We start from the raw sequence: 16,741 nt of genomic DNA on the forward strand, positions 1-16,741 counted from the left end.
TGAACAGGGGACCACCCGCAGTCAATACGATGCGGCCCATGCGCTCGCGTCGTGCCGCCCTGGCCGCCCCCGTCCTGCTCACCGCCCTGGCCGCGGCCTCCGCCTGTGCGCCGGTCGAGGACGAGGAGCCGGAGGCGGCGACCGACGCCACCACCGCCGCGTCCGAGGACGCCGGCGCCGCGGACCCGGCCGCCTGCGTCGAGGACGCCCCGCTCGTGCAGGAGGGCACGCTCACCATCGGCACCGACTCCCCGGCGTACGAGCCGTGGTTCGTCGACAACGACCCCACCAACGGCAAGGGCTTCGAGTCGGCCGTGGCCTACGCCGTCGCCGAGGAGCTCGGCTTCTCCGAGGACCAGGTCAGCTGGGTGACGGTGCCGTTCAACTCCTCCTACGCGCCGGGGGAGAAGACATTCGACCTGGACATCAACCAGGTCTCGATCACCCCGGCCCGGGCCGAGGTCGTGGACTTCTCCGAGGGCTACTACCAGGCCGCGCAGGCCGTGATCACGCTGAAGGACTCCCCGCTGGCCGGCATCGGCAGCATCGCCGAGCTCGCCGACCACGAGCTGGGCGCCCAGACCGGCACCACCTCGCTGACCGCGATCCGCGAGATCATCCGGCCCGAGAGCGACCCGCTGGTCTTCGAGGACACCAACGCCGCCAAGCAGGCGCTCAAGAACGGCCAGGTCGAGGCGATCCTCGCCGACCTGCCGACCGCGTTCTACATCTCCGCCGTCGAGATCCCCGGCAGCGCAATCATCGGCCAGTTCCAGCCCGAGACCGGCGAGCAGGAGGAGTTCGGGATGCTCTTCGAGAAGGGCAACCCGCTGCGCGACTGCGTCGACGCCGCGCTCGCGAGCCTGCGCGAGGACGGCACGCTGGCCGAGATCGAGCAGCAGTGGCTCTCCGACACGGTGAGCGTGCCGACGCTTGACTGACACCTCACCCGCGGCGCCCTGGACGCCGAGCCTGCGCGAGCTCGAGCGGCGTGCCCTGCGCCGGCGCCGCCGGCTCTTCTCCCAGGTGATCGCGACCGGCCTGGTCCTGCTCGTCCTGCTCGTCCTGGTGGTGGCCGTCCGGTCCTCGCCGGGGTGGCCGAACGTGCGCGAGCTGTTCTTCTCCTGGGAGCACGCCCGCGACGCCTTCCCCGAGATCGCCTCGGGGTTCTGGCTCAACGTCCAGCTGTTCGTCGTCTGCGAGGTCGTCATCCTCGTCCTCGGCCTGCTGGTGGCGCTCGCCCGCGTCGCCCGCTCGCCGTGGCTGGCGCCCGTGCGGGTGCTCGCCGTCGTCTACACCGACCTGCTCCGCGGCATCCCCACCCTGCTGCTCGTGCTGATGCTCGGCTTCGGCATGCCTGCGCTCGGCCTGCAGGGCGTCCCCATCAGCGGCACCTTCTGGGCCGGAGTCGCGCTCGTGCTCTCCTACAGCGCGTACGTCGCCGAGGTCTTCCGCGCCGGCATCGACTCCGTCCACCCCTCCCAGGTCGCCTCCGCCCAGGCCCTCGGCCTGAGCCGCCCGCAGGCGCTGCGCCACGTCGTCGTCCCGCAGGCGGTCCGCCGGGTCGTCCCGCCGCTGCTCAACGACTTCGTGTCCCTGCAGAAGGACACCGCCCTGGTCTCCGCGGTGGCCGTCTTCGACGCGGTCTTCGCCGCGCGCGACTCCGCGGCCTACAACTTCAACTACACGCCCTACGTCGTCGTCGCCGCGTTCTTCGTCGTGCTGACCGTGCCGCTCGCCCGCCTCACCGACTGGCTGCAGCGGCGCTGGCTGGCGCGGGAGAGGGCGGGCCAGCTGTGAACGCACCCTCCTCGTCGGCCCTGCTGGAGGTCCGCGGCCTGCGCAAGACGTACGGCGACCGGCTGGTGCTCGACTCCGTCGACCTCGACGTCCACCCCCACGACGTGGTCTGCCTGATCGGCTCGTCCGGCTCCGGGAAGTCGACCCTCCTGCGCTGCCTGGACCTGCTCGAGGACATCGACGACGGCACGATCCGGCTGTCGGGGCACGAGATCTCCGACCCCACCGTCGACCCGCGGGAGGTCCGCAAGCGGGTGGGCATGGTGTTCCAGGCCTACAACCTGTTCCCGCACCTCTCGGTCCTCGACAACTGCACCCTCTCCCCGCGCCGGGTCCACGGGCTGGGGAAGGCCGAGGCCGAGGCGCGGGCCCTGGAGCTGCTGGAGCAGTTCGGCCTCGCCGAGCACGCCCGCAAGCACCCCGACCGCCTCTCCGGCGGCCAGCAGCAGCGGGTCGCGCTCGTCCGTGCGCTGTGCACCCGTCCCGAGCTGCTGCTCCTCGACGAGATCACCGCGGCCCTGGACCCCGAGCTGGTCGGCGAGGTGCTCACCATCGTCCGCGACCTCGCCCGCGCCGGCACGACGATGGTGCTCGCCACCCACGAGATGGCCTTCGCCCGCGACGTCGCCACCAAGGTCTGCTTCCTCCACCAGGGTCGGATCCTCGAGCAGGGCCCGCCCGACCGGCTCTTCACCACCCCCCGCGAGGAGCGGACCCGCCAGTTCCTCGCCCGCGTCCTCCCCGCCTGAGGCTGCCGGTCCCGTCCGTGGACGACCCCTCGCGACCGTGACAGTGGTTCTGTCATCATCCGCAGCATGAGCGAGACGAGCGCGAGCACGAGCATCGAGCTGGGCCAGGGCACCGGACCGTTGCGCGGGGTGAAGGTCGTGGAGATCGCCGGCATCGGCCCGGGGCCGCACGCGTGCATGCTGCTGGCCGACCTCGGCGCCGACGTGATCCGGGTCGAGCGGCCGGGCGGGCAGCTGCTGGCCGGCGGCGCGCACAACCTGCTCAACCGCGGCCGGCCGAGCGTGGCGCTGGACCTGAAGAACCCCGAGGCGCGTGCGACCGTCCTGGAGCTGGTCGAGGGCGCCGACGTGCTCGTCGAGGGCATGCGCCCGGGCGTGATGGAGCGGCTCGGGCTCGGTCCGGAGGACTGCGCGGCGGTCAACGAGCGGCTCGTCTACGGCCGGATGACCGGCTGGGGCCAGGACGGCCCGCTCGCCCAGGCCGCCGGGCACGACATGAACTACATCGCGATCACCGGCACCCTCTTCGGCCTCGGCCAGGACAAGGGCAAGCCGCACTTCCCGAGCAACCTGGTCGGCGACTTCGGCGGCGGGTCGACGTACCTCGTCATCGGCATCCTCGCCGCGCTGCTCGAGGCGAAGGTCAGCGGCCGCGGCCAGACCGTCGACGCGGCGATCGTCGACGGCACCGCCAGCCTCAACGCGATGACCGCGGCGTTCCTCGCGGGCGGGCAGTTCAAGGAGGAGCGGGCGGTCAACCTGCTCGACGGCGGCGCACCGTTCTACGACGTCTACGAGACCTCCGACGGCCGGCACATGTCGGTCGGGTCCCTGGAGCCGCAGTTCTTCGCCGAGCTCGTCCGGCTCCTCGGCGTCGAGGACCGCTGCCCGGGCCAGTTCGAGATGGAGCGCTGGGGCGAGATGCGCGCGCTGTTCACCGACACGTTCAGGAGCCGGACCCAGGCGGAGTGGGTCGAGGTGTTCGAGGGCACCGATGCCTGCGTGGCTGGCATCATCCCGATCAGCGAGGCGGCGGAGCACCCGCACATGGCGGCGCGCGGCGTCTTCGTGACCAAGGACGACCTCCTCCAGCCCACCCCGGCCCCCCGCTTCAGCCGCACGGAGGCGACGCTCACGCTGCCGCCCTCGCGCGAGGCCGGCGAGCACACCCGGGCGGCGCTGACCGCCTGGGGCGTCGCCGACGTCGACGGGCTGATCGAGCGCGGAGTGGCGGTCCAGGTCTGAAGCCCTTCCTCTTCCTCGGGACCCGTGCGGAGGACGCCGCCGCCGACGGGGAGTACGACGCCGTCCTCCTCGCCACCGGGCTCGACGAGCGCGACGTACGCCGCGTGCGGCTCGAGCAGCGGTCGCTGGCGGAGTCCCTGGGCGGCCCGGTCGACCTCGACGACTGGTCCGGCGTGGTGCTGGGCGGCGGGCCGTTCAACGTCAGCGACCCGCCCGAGGCGAAGTCGGGGGTCCAGCGGCGCGTCGAGGACGAGCTCGGCGAGCTGGCCGCCCGGGCGGTCGCCGCGGACCACCCGTTCCTCGGCTGCTGCTACGGCATCGGCACCCTCGGCGTGCTGCCCGGCGGGGTGGTCGACCGGACCTACGGCGAGCCGATCGGCGCCGTGGACGTCACCTTGAGCGACGAGGGCCGGGCGGACCCGCTGACCGGCGTGCTGCCGGCCCGCTTCGCGGCGTACCTCGGCCACAAGGAGGCCGTCTCCCGCCTCCCCGACGGCGCCGTGCTGCTCGCGTCCTCGGCGACGTGCCCGGTCCAGGCGTTCCGCATCGGCCGCAACGTCTACGCCACCCAGTTCCACCCCGAGCTCGACGTCGACGGGCTGTGCCTGCGCATCGACGTCTACGAGCACCACGGGTACTTCGAGGCCGGCGGCGCCGAGGCGCTCAAGGCGCTCGCCCGCGCGGCGCACGTGACCGAGCCGGCCCGGCTGCTCACGCGCTTCGTCGAGCTCTACGCCCGGTGACCGGTCGGCCGGAGCGGCCGGTGAGGCGCGTCACTCTCGACGGGCTGTTGAACATCCGTCAATAATGGCCGCGTGAGCACCCCCCAGCACACCGAGCCCACCTCCGAGCCCACCTCCGAGCCGGCCGCCGAGCACACGCCCGAGCACATCGACGTCCTCGTCATCGGCGCCGGCCTGTCGGGCATCGGCGCGGCCTGCCGCCTGCGCGAGGAGCACCCGGGGCGGAGCCTCGCGCTGCTGGAGATGCGCGAGGTGAGCGGCGGGACGTGGGACCTGTTCCGTTACCCCGGCATCCGCTCGGACTCCGACATGTTCACCTTCGGCTACCGCTGGCGGCCCTGGCCGAGCGACACCGCGCTGGCCGACGGGCAGCTGATCCTCGACTACCTGCGCACCGTCGCCGCCGAGCACGGCGTGGACCGGCTGATCCGCTACCGGCACAAGGTCGTCGGCGCGTCGTGGGACTCCGGGACCGCCCGGTGGACGGTCCGCGTCGAGACCCCGGAGGGCGCGAGGACGTTCACGACCGGCCTGCTGTGGAGCTGCGCGGGCTACTACGACTACGAGGCCGGACACTCGCCGGTCTTCCCGGGCCAGGAGGAGTACGCCGGCCGGCTGGTGCACCCGCAGCAGTGGCCCGAGGACCTCGACACGACCGGCAAGAAGGTCGTCGTGATCGGCAGCGGGGCCACCGCGGTCACGCTCGTCCCGGCGCTGGCCGGCACCGCGGAGCACGTCACGATGCTGCAGCGCTCGCCGACGTACATCCTCTCCCGGCCGGGCCGCGACCCCTGGGCCAAGGCGCTCGCGAAGCTGCCGGCGCGGATCAGCTACCCGATCGTGCGGTGGAAGAACATCCTGCTCGCGATCGGCACCTACAAGCTGGCCAAGACCAGGCCGCAAGTCGTCAAGGGCGTCGTGCGCGCCGGCGTGAAGCGGCAGCTGCCCGAGCACGTGGACGTCGACACGCACTTCAAGCCGTCGTACGACCCGTGGGACCAGCGGCTGTGCTTCGTCCCGGACGGCGACCTGTTCAAGGTGCTGCGCAGCGGTGACGCCTCGATCGTGACCGCGGCGATCGACACGTTCACCGAGACGGGGATCCGGCTGACCGACGGCAGCGAGCTCGAGGCGGACGTCGTCGTGAGCGCCACCGGCCTGCGGCTGCAGCCCTTCGGCGGGATCCCGCTCGAGGTCGACGGCCGGCCGGTCGAGCTGTCGGAGACGATGTCGTACAAGGCGCTGATGCTCAGCGGCATCCCGAACTTCGTCTACACGATCGGCTACACCAACGCCTCGTGGACGCTCAAGGCCGACCTCGTCGCCGACTACGTCTGCCGGATGCTGCGCCACCTCGACGAGACCGGGAAGCGCTCCTTCGTCGCCGACCGGGACCCCGCGGTGGGTGAGCGCCCGTTCCTCGACTTCTCCTCCGGCTACGTGCAGCGCGCGCTCGACGGCCTGCCCCGCCAGGGCGACCGGGCGCCGTGGAAGCTCGACCAGAACTACCTCACCGACGTGCGCACGATCCGCCGCGACGCGATCGACGACGGGGTGCTGACCTTCCGCTGAGCGTTTCCGAGACGTCCTGCGCGGTCACCGGTGGTGCGTACCCGACCGCACGACCACAGGAGGTCAGACATGGGACTGGGCGACAAGCTGAGCAACAAGGCCGAGGAGCTCGGCGGCAAGGGCAAGGAGACCGCCGGCGACGCGACCGGTGACGACCAGCTCAAGGCGGAGGGCAAGGCCGACCAGTCGTCGGCCAACCTCAAGAACGCCGGCGAGAAGGTCAAGGACGCCGCGAGCGACGTCAAGGACGGCCTCACCAAGTAGGGGCATTCCCGCCCCGACGGAGAGACATCTCACCCCGCGTCGATGGGGTGATGTGCGGGCCGCATCCCTACAGTGGGGATGCGGCCCGTTCCTGTCCCGCCCCGGAGCCGCATCTCCATGCGTTCGAGCACTGCCCTGCAGCAGCTCCGCGCCGTCCCATGGCGAGACACCCGCCACGAGACGGATCTGTCACCCCTTCATGCCTGCCTTCACCACCCTCGGCGTCCCCGCCGACCTCACCGCCGTCCTCGGGGACCGCGGCATCACCGAGCCCACCCCGATCCAGGCCAAGACGCTGCCGGACTCCCTCGCGGGTCGCGACGTCCTGGGCCGCGGCCGCACCGGCTCCGGCAAGACCTACGCCTTCCTCCTCCCGCTCGTCGCCCGCCTGGCCGCCTCCGGCCGGCCCGCGACGGCCCGCAAGCCGCGCGCGCTCGTGCTGGCCCCGACCCGCGAGCTGGTCGGCCAGATCGAGGAGTCGCTCAAGCCGCTCGCCGAGGCCGCCGGCCTCACCACGCTGACCGTCTTCGGCGGCGTCGGCCAGAACCCTCAGGTCCGCGGCCTCCGCGCCGGCGTCGACATCGTGCTGGCCTGCCCCGGCCGCCTCGAGGACCTCATCGGCCAGGGTCACTGCGACCTCGGCGCGGTGGAGGTCACCGTGCTCGACGAGGCCGACCACATGGCCGACCTCGGCTTCCTCCCGGCCGTGCGCCGCCTGCTGGACGCCACCCCGTCCCGCGGCCAGCGGCTGCTGTTCTCCGCCACCCTCGACAAGGCCATCGACGTCCTGGTCAAGCGGTTCCTCCACGAGCCGGTCGTCCACCAGGCCGACTCCGCGCAGTCGCCGGTCAGCGCGATGGACCACCACGTCCTGCACCTCGCCCGCGAGCACCGGATCCCCGTGCTCGTCGACCTGGCCAGCGCGCCCGGCCGCACGGTCGTCTTCACCCGCACCAAGCACGGCGCCAAGGCACTGACCCGCCAGCTGAACAAGTCCGGCGTCCCGACCGTCGAGCTCCACGGCAACCTGAGCCAGAACGCCCGCACCCGCAACATGGAGGCGTTCCACTCCGGCAAGGCCAGCACGCTGGTCGCCACCGACATCGCCGCCCGTGGCATCCACGTCGACGACGTCGCCCTCGTCGTCCACGCCGACCCGCCCGCCGAGCACAAGGCCTACCTGCACCGCTCGGGCCGCACCGCCCGGGCCGGCGCCGCAGGCACGGTCGTCACCCTCATGACCGACGAGCAGGTCCGCGACGTGCGCGACCTGACCCGTGCGGCCGGCATCAAGCCGACCATCACGCGCGTCGCGACCGCCGCCGACCCGGTGCTCGTCGCGCTGGCCCCCGGCGAGCGGCAGACGGTCCCCGGCGGCCTCGTCGTCGAGGCTCCCGCGACGCCCGCCGGCGGCGGTCGCAGCGGTGGCAACGGTGGCGGCAACGGCGGGGGCGCGGCTCGCTCCGGCTCCGGCCGGCGCTCCTCGCGCGGCGGCCGCGGTCGCTCCGGTGGCCAGGGCGGCTCCGGCCAGGGTGGCTCCGGCGCGGGCAGCTCGGCCAAGAACGGTGCCCCGTCCTCGGCCGGCGCCAAGGGCGGCTCGGGCGGCCAGGGCGGTCGCGGGCGGCGTACGGGTGGCGCCTCAGGCGGCTCCTCCGCCGGTGGCGGCCGTCACAGCGCCTCGTCCTTCAGCTCCGGCCGGCGCTGAGCGCAGGCCCCGGTGCCGACGTGGGCCGTGGCGCCGTCCGTAAGGTCGGTGTCGTGAGCCCCGTCGGAACCTGGCTGCGCCGAGCGCTGTGGGACGTCGTCCCGCGCGACCACCGCCAGACCGCCGCCGCCCTGCGGCGGCGGCAGGTGGTGACGATCGCCTTCGTGGTGCTCGGCGCGCTGGTGCTCGGCTTCTCGCTGCGCATCGACCCGGGCAGCGGCTGGTTCTACGTGTCCACCGCCGCCCTCGCCGGGGTGTGGACGGTCGGCGCGTTCGCGTCCGGCCCGCTCCACCTCGGCCGGATCGCCTGGCGCGACCGGCTCAGCCGGCCCGTCGTCACGCCGGTGCTGCTCGGCGCCGCGATCGTGGCGGTGTTCGTGGTCGGCGGGCTGGTGATCCGGGAGATCCCGTTCCTGCAGCGGCAGGTCAGCTCCGTGCTCGACTACGCCGACCAGGGCTCGCTGCCGCTGCTCGTGCTGATCACCGCGGTCAACGGCATCGCCGAGGAGCTGTTCTTCCGCGGCGCGGCGTACGCCGCCATCCCGCACCGCCCGGTGCTGTGGACGACCATCGCGTACGTCGTCGCCACCGCCGCCACCGGCAACGTGATGCTCGCCTTCGCAGCCATCCTCCTCGGCGTGGTCGTCGGCCTCGAGCGGCGTGCCTCCGGCGGGATCCTCGCGCCGATCCTCACCCACTGCACGTGGTCGGTCTCGATGCTGCTCGTCCTGCCGCCGATCATCGGCTGAGCGCGGGAAGTTTCATCGGCCGGCCGATGAACCTCCCGGCTGGCCGATGAAGTTTCATCGTCCTGCCGACAGTTCCAGCGGACGGCCGATGAAATTCGCGACTCGCAGACCCCTCAGCGCCCCGCGGACTCGCGGTCCTCGGCGAGCGCCGCCTCGACGGCCTCGGCGTAGGTGAGCGGCTCGCCGGGGACGAGCTCGCGGATGGCGGGATCGGTGACGACGACCTCGTTGCCCATCGACTCGATGAGGTTCGCGGCGGTGGTGGCGTCGACGCCGGTGACGAGCTTGATCCAGTACTGCGACAGGATCGGCGTGCCGAGCGGAACGTGGATGATCGGCAGCCGCCGCCCGTGCATGACCGACCCGGCCTGGGCCAGCATCTCGGCGTACGTCAGCTGGTCTCCGCCGCCGATCTCGAAGACCCGGCCGAACGCCTCCGGCACGTCGACCACGCCGGCGAGGTAGCGGACCACGTCCGCGATCGCGATCGGCTGGGTCCGGGTGGAGGCCCACCGGGGGACGACCATCGCGGGGAGGTTCTTGACCAGCCGCCGCGTCATCTCCCACGAGATCCCGCCCGAGCCGACGACGATCGCGGCCCGCAGCACGGTCACCGGCACGCCCGCCTCGGCGAGCAGCCGCTCCACCTCGCGCCGGGAGCGCAGGTGCGCGGAGAGCTCCTCGTCCTCCGAGCCGAGCCCGCCGAGGTAGACGATCTGCCTCACGCCGCTCGCCGCCGCGGCCAGGCCGAAGCCCCGGGCGGCGTCGGCGTCCTTGCGCTCGAAGTCGTCGTCGTCGAGGGAGTGCACGAGGTAGACCGCGACGTCGACGCCGGTCATCGCCTCGCCGAGCGTGCCCGGGTCGTGCACGTCGCCGAAGACGGCGTCGCCCGGGCCGTCGTAGTCGTCGGGGCGACGGGTCATCGCCCGCACCGTGTGCCCCCGGTCGAGCAGCTCGGGGACCAGCCGGGCGCCGACGAAGCCGGTCGCGCCCGTGACGAGGACGGAGGTCATGCGGCCACCCTAGGGACGCGACCCTAGGACGGTGGCTCAGGACTTGCGGCCGGCCCGGGCTGCGATGCGCGCCCGGCGGTCCTCGTCCATCGCTGCCTCGTACGCCGCGACCAGGCTGGCGATCGAGAGCGGCTTGAGCCGCTCGACGACCTGCTGGATCCGCTCGGGCGGCGCGCCGGCCTCCTTGTACGCCGGCCACACCATGGTCCGGAACAGCTCGTTGAGCTCCTGGGCGATCTGCCGACCGTGCGCGGCGTACACCTCGCCCGCCGCGACCGCCGCCTCCGTGGGGAACCCGAGGTCGACCAGCCCGAGCCCCACCTGCAGCTGCGAGGCGGCCACCTCGAACCGCCCGCGCCGCGGCCGACGCACGATCCCGAGCGCCTCCAGCGTGGCGAGCTCGTCGTCGGCCAGGGACCGCCCGGCGCGGCGCTCCAGCTCGGCGCGCGACATCTCCACCGGCACGTCGGCCTGCCACGGCGCGAGCATCGCGCGGTGCAGCGCGATGTCCTCGGGGGCGGCGGCGTCTGGGATGCCGGCGAGGTACTTCTCGATCGCGGCCAGCGTGAACCCGTGGCCCTGCAGCTCGCGCACCAGCTCCAGCCGAGCGACGTGGTCGGGGGTGTAGTAGCCGCTGCGCCCACGCCGGATCGGCGGCGGCACCAGGCCCTTGGTCGTGTAGAAGCGGACGTTGCGCACGCTCATGCCGACCCGGCTCGTGAGCTCGTCGAGCGTCAGGAGCTCGCGCGCGGCCTCCAGCCGCTCCTCCGTCTGCGTCACGTCCACTCCTCTCGTGAGCCAGACCACAACCGACCCGCTCTTGACCGTGACACCAATAGTGTCACAATCGGGGGACCACCATCACAGACGCACCACTGACGCTAGGACGGTCATGGCAGAAGCATTCGTGTACGACCACATTCGTACGCCGCGTGGCAAGGGCAAGGCGGCCGGCTCGCTGCACGAGGTCAAGCCGGTCGACCTCGTGGTCGGCCTGCTGGACGAGATCAAGGACCGCAACCCCTCCCTGGACCCGGCCCGCGTCGACGACGTGGTGCTCGGTGTCGTCTCGCCGGTCGGCGACCAGGGCGGCGACATCGCCAAGACGGCCGCGCTCGCCGCGGGCTACCCCGACACCGTCGCGGGCGTCCAGCTCAACCGCTTCTGCGCCTCGGGTCTCGAGGCCGTCAACCAGGCCGCGGGTCGCGTCCGCTCCGGCTTCGAGGACCTCATCCTCGCCGGCGGCGTGGAGTCGATGAGCCGCGTCCCGATGGGCTCCGACGGCGGCGCCTGGGCCTCCGACCCGGCCACCGCGCTCACGACCGGCTTCGTGCCGCAGGGCATCGGCGCCGACCTCATCGCCACCATCGAGGGCTTCAGCCGCGAGGACGTCGACGCGTTCGCCGCCGAGTCCAACCACCGTGCCGCGAAGGCGTGGGCCAACGGCTACTTCGCCGACTCCGTCATCCCGGTCCGCGACATCAACGGGCTGGCCGTCCTGGACCGCGACGAGCTGATCCGCCCCGACACGAGCGTCGAGAGCCTCGCGGGCCTCAAGCCGTCGTTCGCGCAGATCGGTGCGGACGCGGGCTTCGACGACGTGGCGCTCGAGAAGTACCACTGGGTCGAGAAGATCAACCACGTCCACCACGCCGGCAACTCCTCGGGCATCGTCGACGGCGCCGCGATCATGGCGATCGGCAGCGAGCAGGTCGGCACCGACCTCGGCCTGACCCCCCGCGCGCGGATCATCTCCACCGCGGTCTCGGGCGCCGACCCGACGATCATGCTCACCGGCCCGGCGCCGGCGGCCCGCAAGGCGCTCGCCAAGGCCGGCCTCGAGGTCGGCGACATCGACCTCTTCGAGATCAACGAGGCGTTCGCCGCCGTCGCGCTCCGCTTCATGCGCGACATGGGGATCAACGACGAGATCACCAACGTCAACGGCGGCGCGATCGCGATGGGCCACCCGCTCGGTGCGACCGGCGCGATCATCCTCGGCACGCTCATCGACGAGCTCAAGCGCCGCGACCTGCGCCGCGGCCTCGCCACGCTCTGCGTCGGCGGCGGCATGGGCATCGCGACGATCGTCGAGGTCGTCTGACCGAGGGACGAGGCCAGGCGACCTGATGGTGGTCGAGCAAGCGGCACGGCTGAGGAACGAAGCCGTGACCCGCGTGTCGAGACCCAGCGAGCCGACCGCCCACCTCGAGCACTGACGAGCGCCCCGCGCCGTACCCCAGACACCGATCGCACCTGAACGAACAGGACCCCGAATGACCACCAGCACCACCGAGCAGACCGCCGTCCGCTACGAGCGCGACGAGGACGGCATCGTCACCCTGACCCTCGACGACCCGAACCAGTCGGCGAACACCATGAACGACCTCTACATCTCCTCGATGCGGGACGCGATCGAGCGCCTGTACGCCGAGGAGGCCGACGTGACCGGCGTCGTCGTCGCGAGCGCGAAGAAGACCTTCTTCGCCGGCGGCGACCTGAAGAAGATGGTGACCGCGACCCGCGAGGACGCCGCGGACGTCTTCGCGATGGCCGAGGGCGTCAAGGCCGCCCTGCGCAAGCTCGAGCTGTTCCCGAAGCCGGTCGTGGCCGCGATCAACGGCGCCGCCCTCGGCGGTGGCCTCGAGATCTGCCTGGCCACCAACCACCGCATCGCCGTGGACTCCCCCTCGGTCGTCGTGGGCCTGCCCGAGGTCAGCCTCGGCCTGCTCCCCGGCGGCGGCGGCGTGACCCGCATCGTGCGGATGTTCGGCCTGCAGGAGGGCCTGATGGGCTTCCTGCTGGAGGGCAAGCAGTTCAAGGCCGCCCAGGCCAAGGAGAAGGGCCTGGTCGACGAGCTGGTCGCCACCCGCGAGGAGCTCGTGCCCGCCGCGAAGGCGTGGATCAAGGCCAACCCCGAGGCCAGCAAGAACCCGTGGGACGCCCCGGGCTACAAGATGCCCGGCGGCACCCCGAAGTCCCCGGCGCTGGCCGGCTTCCTGCCGGCGTTCCCGGCGCTGCTGCGCAAGCAGACCAAGGGTGCGGTCTACCCCGCCGCCCGGGCGATCCTGTCCGCGGCCGTCGAGGGCGCGCAGGTCGACTTCGACACCGCCTCGCGGATCGAGTCGCGCTACCTGACCAACCTCGTGGTCAACCAGGGCTCGAAGAACATGATCCAGGCGTTCTTCACCGACCTGCAGGCCATCAAGTCCGGCTCGCTGCGCCCGCAGGGCATCGAGCCGTGGAAGGCCACCAAGGTCGGCGTCCTCGGCGCCGGCATGATGGGTGCGGGCATCGCCTACGTGTGCGCCCGCGCCGGCATGCAGGTCGTGCTCAAGGACGTCTCGGCCGAGAACGCCGCCAAGGGCAAGGCGTACTCCGAGAAGATCAACGCCAAGGCCGTCTCCCGCGGGAAGCTCACCGAGGAGAAGTCCGCGGAGATGCTCGAGCGGATCACCGCCACCGGCGACCCCGCCGACCTCGCCGGCTGCGACCTGGTCATCGAGGCCGTCTTCGAGGACCCGTCCCTCAAGGCCAAGGTCTTCGCCGAGGTGGCGCCGTACGTCAACGACGACGCGCTGCTGTGCTCCAACACCTCGACGCTGCCGATCACCGAGCTGGCCCAGGGCGTCGACCGCCCGAAGGACTTCATCGGCCTGCACTTCTTCAGCCCGGTCGACAAGATGCCGCTGGTCGAGATCATCAAGGGCGCCGAGACCTCCGACGTCGCGCTGGCCAAGGCCTACGACGTGGTGCAGCAGATCAAGAAGACCCCGATCGTCGTCAACGACAGCCGCGGCTTCTACACCTCCCGCGTCATCGGCTTCATGGTCAACGAGGGCATGGCGATGCTCGCCGAGGGCGTCCACCCCTGGACCATCGAGCGCGCCACCACCCAGGCCGGCTACCCGGCCCCGGTGCTGCAGCTCTCCGACGAGCTCAACCTCGAGCTGATGGCCAAGATCGCCAAGGCCACCCGCGAGGCCGCCGAGCGCGACGGGCTCGACCTGGCCGAGCACCCGGGCACCGCGGTCGTCGACCGGATGCTCGAGGCCGGCCGTCCGGGCCGCCTGCGCGGCGCGGGCTTCTACGACTACGACGAGGCCGGCAAGCGCCAGTCGCTCTGGTCGGGCCTCTCCGAGCTCTTCCCGCTCGCCGAGCAGCAGCCGTCCATCCAGGACTGCAAGGACCGGATGCTGTTCGCCGAGGCGCTCGAGACCGCGAAGTGCTTCGAGGAGGGCGTCATCACCTCGGCGGCCGCCGCGAACATCGGCTCGATCATGGGCATCGGCTTCCCCCCGATGACCGGTGGTGCCGCGCAGTTCATGACCGGTTACCAGGCGCCGGCTGCATCCGGGGCCGACGGCGAGATCGGCCTCGCGGCGTTCGTCGCGCGCGCCGACGAGCTGGCCGAGGCGTACGGCGACCGCTTCCGACCCACGCAGTACCTGCGCGACCTCGCGGCCTCGGGCGGTTCCTTCCCCGCCTGAGCCACCGCTGACGTCATGCGGAGGGAGCACCCCCTCGCTCCCTCCGCATGACGCAACCTCCGCATGACGCGACCTTCGCGTGACGCAAGGCGGGGACGGCGCGCACGGCGCGGGTGACAATGGTCCGGTGACCCCTCCCCCCAGCGGCCACCCGGTCGAGGTGCGCGACCTCCACGTCCGCTTCGGCGAGGTCGAGGCCGTGACGGGTGTCGACCTCGTCGCCGAGGCCGGCCACGCGACCGCGCTGCTCGGCCGCAACGGCGCCGGCAAGTCCACGACGATGCGCGTGCTGGCCGGCGTGGTGCCGCCGACGTCGGGCTCGGTGAGCGTGGCGGGCCACGACGTGCGCCGCGACCCGCTGGCGGTCAAGCGCGCGGTCGGCTACTGCCCCGACGTCGGCGGGCTCGTGCCGCGCGCCACCCCCTGGGAGCACCTGCAGCTCTCGGCCCGCCTGCGCCGCCTCGACCGGACCGAACCGGCCTGGGAGCAGCGCGCCCGCGACCTCCTCGAGCGCTTCGAGCTCGGCGACGTCGCGCACCGGGTGACCGCGGGCTTCTCCCACGGGATGGGCCGCCGGCTCTCCGTGGTGCTCGCCGTCCTGCACCAGCCGGTGGTGCTGCTGCTCGACGAACCGTTCGACGGCGTCGACCCGATCGGGGTCGAGGCGACGATGGCCGCGATCGACGACGCCCGCGCGCGCGGCGCGTGCGTGCTCGTCTCCACCCACCTGCGCGAGCTCGCGGTCGAGGCGTGCAGCACGGTCACCGTCCTGCGCGGCGGCGCCCGCGTCGCCACCGCGTCCGCCAGCGACATGGCCGGCGAGGAGGGCGCGCGTGCCTACCGCGGCCTCCTGGACTAGCGCTCCGAGCGGCGGCCTGCGGGAGGCGCGACGGGCGGTCGCCGACGTCGGCCACCTGGTGCGCTTCCGCGCTGCGACGGTACGTCGCCGGGACTCGGCCGGCTGGTTCCTGCTCGGGTTCGTGGTGCTGACGACCGCGGCGGCCGTCGTGCCGGCGTACACCCCGGGCGCCGGCGGCGACGGCCGCGCCTTCGAGCTGCTCCTGCTGCTGCCGACGGCGTTCGCCGGCTTCCTCGGCCTGGCCGTCGTCTCGGCCGTCGCGTCGGGTGGTGGGCGCGAGCTCCTCGACCGCGACCCGGCGACGGTCCTGCCGGTCAGCCCCACGACCGACCACCTCGGCGCGCTCGTGCTCGCCCCGCTGAACATCGCGTGGCTGCTGCAGGCCTGGACCCTCCTCGGGACCGCGGCGTACGCCCTCGGTCCCTCCGGCCTGGCCGCCGCCCAGGTCGTCGTGCTGCTCTGGCTGGCGACCGCGACGGCGATCGCGCAGGTCGTCGCGTGGACCTTCGAGGGCGTGCGCCGCGGCCACCACGGCATCGCGGGCGTCCGGCTGCTCACCCTCGGCCTGCTGGGGCTGGCGCTCGGACTCCAGATGGCCGACCTGTTGGTCTCCCTCCTGGACCGGCTGCCCACGCGGCGGCTCGTGCTCGGCATGCTCGGCGGGTTCGGCTGGACGTGGGCCGCGACGGTGGCCGCGCTGCTCGTCGTGCTCCTCTGCGCGGTCGCCCTGGGCGCCGTGCCCGCCCACATCGCCGCCCGTCGTACGCCGCGCGACGAGCTCCGCGTCGAGTCCGGGCGGTACGCCGCCCGCCGGCTGCCCGGCTCGGACCTGGCCGCCCTGGTGCGCACCGACCGCGGGTCGGTGTGGCGCGCGGTCCCGATGCGCCGCGGCATCGCCGTGCTGGCCATCGGGCCGGGCGCGGTCGCGCTCCTCGGCGGGCTGCCGTGGGAGACGATGACCGTGCTGCCCGGCCTCGTCGCCTCCGGTGGGGCGCTGTTATTCGGCGTGAACGCCTGGTGCCTCGACGCCCGCGGCGGGCTGTGGCGCGAGAGCCTGCCGGTGGCGCCCGGGACGGTGTTCGCGGCCCGGGCGTGGGTGCTGACCGAGTTCCTGCTCGTGGCCTCGGCGGTGACCGTCCTGCTGGCGGCCGTGCGGGCCGGCGTGCCGTCGGTCGCCGAGCTGACCGCGCTGACCTGCACCGTCGTCGTGGTGACCGTGCAGGTCGTCGCCGCGGGGATGCGCTGGTCGGCCCAGCGGCCCTACGCCGTCGACCTCCGCTCGGCCCGGGCCACCCCGGCCCCGCCGCTGACGATGGTCGGCTACTCGACCCGGCTCGCGGTCTCCACGACCCTCACCGGCCTGGTGTTCTCCGGCCTGGCCCGCGTGCCGGCGTGGGAGGTCTCGGTCCTCGTCGCCGTGCCGTTCCTGTGCTGGTCGCTCGCCCGGCTCGTGCGCGCCCACGTCCGCTGGGCCGATCCCGTCGACCGGGCGCGCGTCGTCATGACGGTCGCGGGGTGACCGGAGGGGTGTCCAGCGACCACAGGGTCGCCG

Annotated in this window: 15 protein-coding genes; 13 read left to right on the forward strand and 2 right to left on the reverse strand. The window is 72.9% G+C overall.

Annotation, left to right across the window (positions count from 1 at the left end):
- Positions 1-38 precede the first annotated feature (38 nt).
- The 9 genes from QWY28_RS09790 to QWY28_RS09830 all read left to right on the forward strand — a co-directional run bounded on the left by QWY28_RS09790 (position 39) and on the right by QWY28_RS09830 (position 8,827).
- The gene (locus tag QWY28_RS09790; protein WP_300952344.1) at positions 39-941 is read left to right on the forward strand and encodes an ABC transporter substrate-binding protein; all 903 of its coding nucleotides are present in this window, start codon (positions 39-41) and stop codon (positions 939-941) included.
- A complete protein-coding gene (locus tag QWY28_RS09795) occupies positions 934-1,800 on the forward strand; it encodes an amino acid ABC transporter permease (protein WP_300952345.1) in 867 nt (288 codons plus the stop codon). Before QWY28_RS09790 ends, QWY28_RS09795 begins: the two co-directional genes overlap by 8 nt.
- Positions 1,797-2,549, forward strand: a complete 753-nt coding sequence (locus QWY28_RS09800) for an amino acid ABC transporter ATP-binding protein (protein WP_300952346.1) — start codon at positions 1,797-1,799, stop codon at positions 2,547-2,549. Before QWY28_RS09795 ends, QWY28_RS09800 begins: the two co-directional genes overlap by 4 nt.
- Positions 2,550-2,615: 66 nt before the next feature.
- Positions 2,616-3,794, forward strand: coding sequence for a CaiB/BaiF CoA transferase family protein (locus QWY28_RS09805; RefSeq protein ID WP_300952347.1), 1,179 nt, complete (start codon positions 2,616-2,618; stop codon positions 3,792-3,794).
- The gene (locus QWY28_RS09810; protein ID WP_300952647.1) at positions 3,791-4,537 is read left to right on the forward strand and encodes a glutamine amidotransferase; all 747 of its coding nucleotides are present in this window, start codon (positions 3,791-3,793) and stop codon (positions 4,535-4,537) included. The genes QWY28_RS09805 and QWY28_RS09810 overlap by 4 nt, the downstream gene beginning before the upstream one ends.
- Positions 4,538-4,609: 72 nt before the next feature.
- Complete coding sequence (locus tag QWY28_RS09815; protein WP_336622414.1) at positions 4,610-6,109, forward strand: flavin-containing monooxygenase; 1,500 nt, start codon at positions 4,610-4,612, stop codon at positions 6,107-6,109.
- A gap of 69 nt (positions 6,110-6,178) precedes the next feature.
- Entirely contained in the window at positions 6,179-6,373 is a 195-nt protein-coding gene (locus QWY28_RS09820; protein WP_300952348.1) for a CsbD family protein, read from the forward strand.
- A 199-nt stretch (positions 6,374-6,572) separates the two neighbouring features.
- The gene (locus tag QWY28_RS09825; RefSeq protein WP_300952349.1) at positions 6,573-8,078 is read left to right on the forward strand and encodes a DEAD/DEAH box helicase; all 1,506 of its coding nucleotides are present in this window, start codon (positions 6,573-6,575) and stop codon (positions 8,076-8,078) included.
- Between the two features lie 53 nt (positions 8,079-8,131).
- Positions 8,132-8,827, forward strand: a complete 696-nt coding sequence (locus QWY28_RS09830; protein ID WP_300952350.1) for a CPBP family intramembrane glutamic endopeptidase — start codon at positions 8,132-8,134, stop codon at positions 8,825-8,827.
- A 113-nt stretch (positions 8,828-8,940) separates the two neighbouring features.
- Here QWY28_RS09830 and QWY28_RS09835 read toward each other — a convergent pair whose 3' ends face one another.
- Entirely contained in the window at positions 8,941-9,840 is a 900-nt protein-coding gene (locus QWY28_RS09835) for an NAD(P)H-binding protein (RefSeq protein ID WP_300952351.1), read from the reverse strand.
- A 36-nt stretch (positions 9,841-9,876) separates the two neighbouring features.
- The gene (locus QWY28_RS09840; protein ID WP_300952352.1) at positions 9,877-10,620 is read right to left on the reverse strand and encodes a MerR family transcriptional regulator; all 744 of its coding nucleotides are present in this window, start codon (positions 10,618-10,620) and stop codon (positions 9,877-9,879) included.
- A 112-nt stretch (positions 10,621-10,732) separates the two neighbouring features.
- Between QWY28_RS09840 and QWY28_RS09845 the strand changes: the two genes are divergently transcribed.
- The 4 genes from QWY28_RS09845 (at position 10,733) to QWY28_RS09860 (ending at position 16,708) form a co-directional block, all read left to right on the forward strand.
- Positions 10,733-11,944, forward strand: coding sequence for an acetyl-CoA C-acetyltransferase (locus tag QWY28_RS09845; RefSeq protein ID WP_300952353.1), 1,212 nt, complete (start codon positions 10,733-10,735; stop codon positions 11,942-11,944).
- A 172-nt stretch (positions 11,945-12,116) separates the two neighbouring features.
- The gene (locus tag QWY28_RS09850) at positions 12,117-14,330 is read left to right on the forward strand and encodes a 3-hydroxyacyl-CoA dehydrogenase NAD-binding domain-containing protein (protein ID WP_300952354.1); all 2,214 of its coding nucleotides are present in this window, start codon (positions 12,117-12,119) and stop codon (positions 14,328-14,330) included.
- 127 nt (positions 14,331-14,457) lie between these two features.
- Positions 14,458-15,189 carry an ABC transporter ATP-binding protein gene (locus QWY28_RS09855; protein ID WP_300952355.1) on the forward strand — a complete coding sequence of 244 codons (732 nt, stop codon included), beginning with the start codon at positions 14,458-14,460 and terminating at the stop codon, positions 15,187-15,189.
- Positions 15,164-16,708 (forward strand): hypothetical protein, encoded by a 1,545-nt coding sequence (locus QWY28_RS09860; protein WP_300952356.1) that lies wholly within the window; start codon positions 15,164-15,166, stop codon positions 16,706-16,708. The genes QWY28_RS09855 and QWY28_RS09860 overlap by 26 nt, the downstream gene beginning before the upstream one ends.
- Positions 16,709-16,741: the final 33 nt, after the last annotated feature.

This window comes from Nocardioides oceani, assembly GCF_030412965.1.
In the GTDB taxonomy this organism is placed as follows: domain Bacteria; phylum Actinomycetota; class Actinomycetes; order Propionibacteriales; family Nocardioidaceae; genus Nocardioides; species Nocardioides oceani.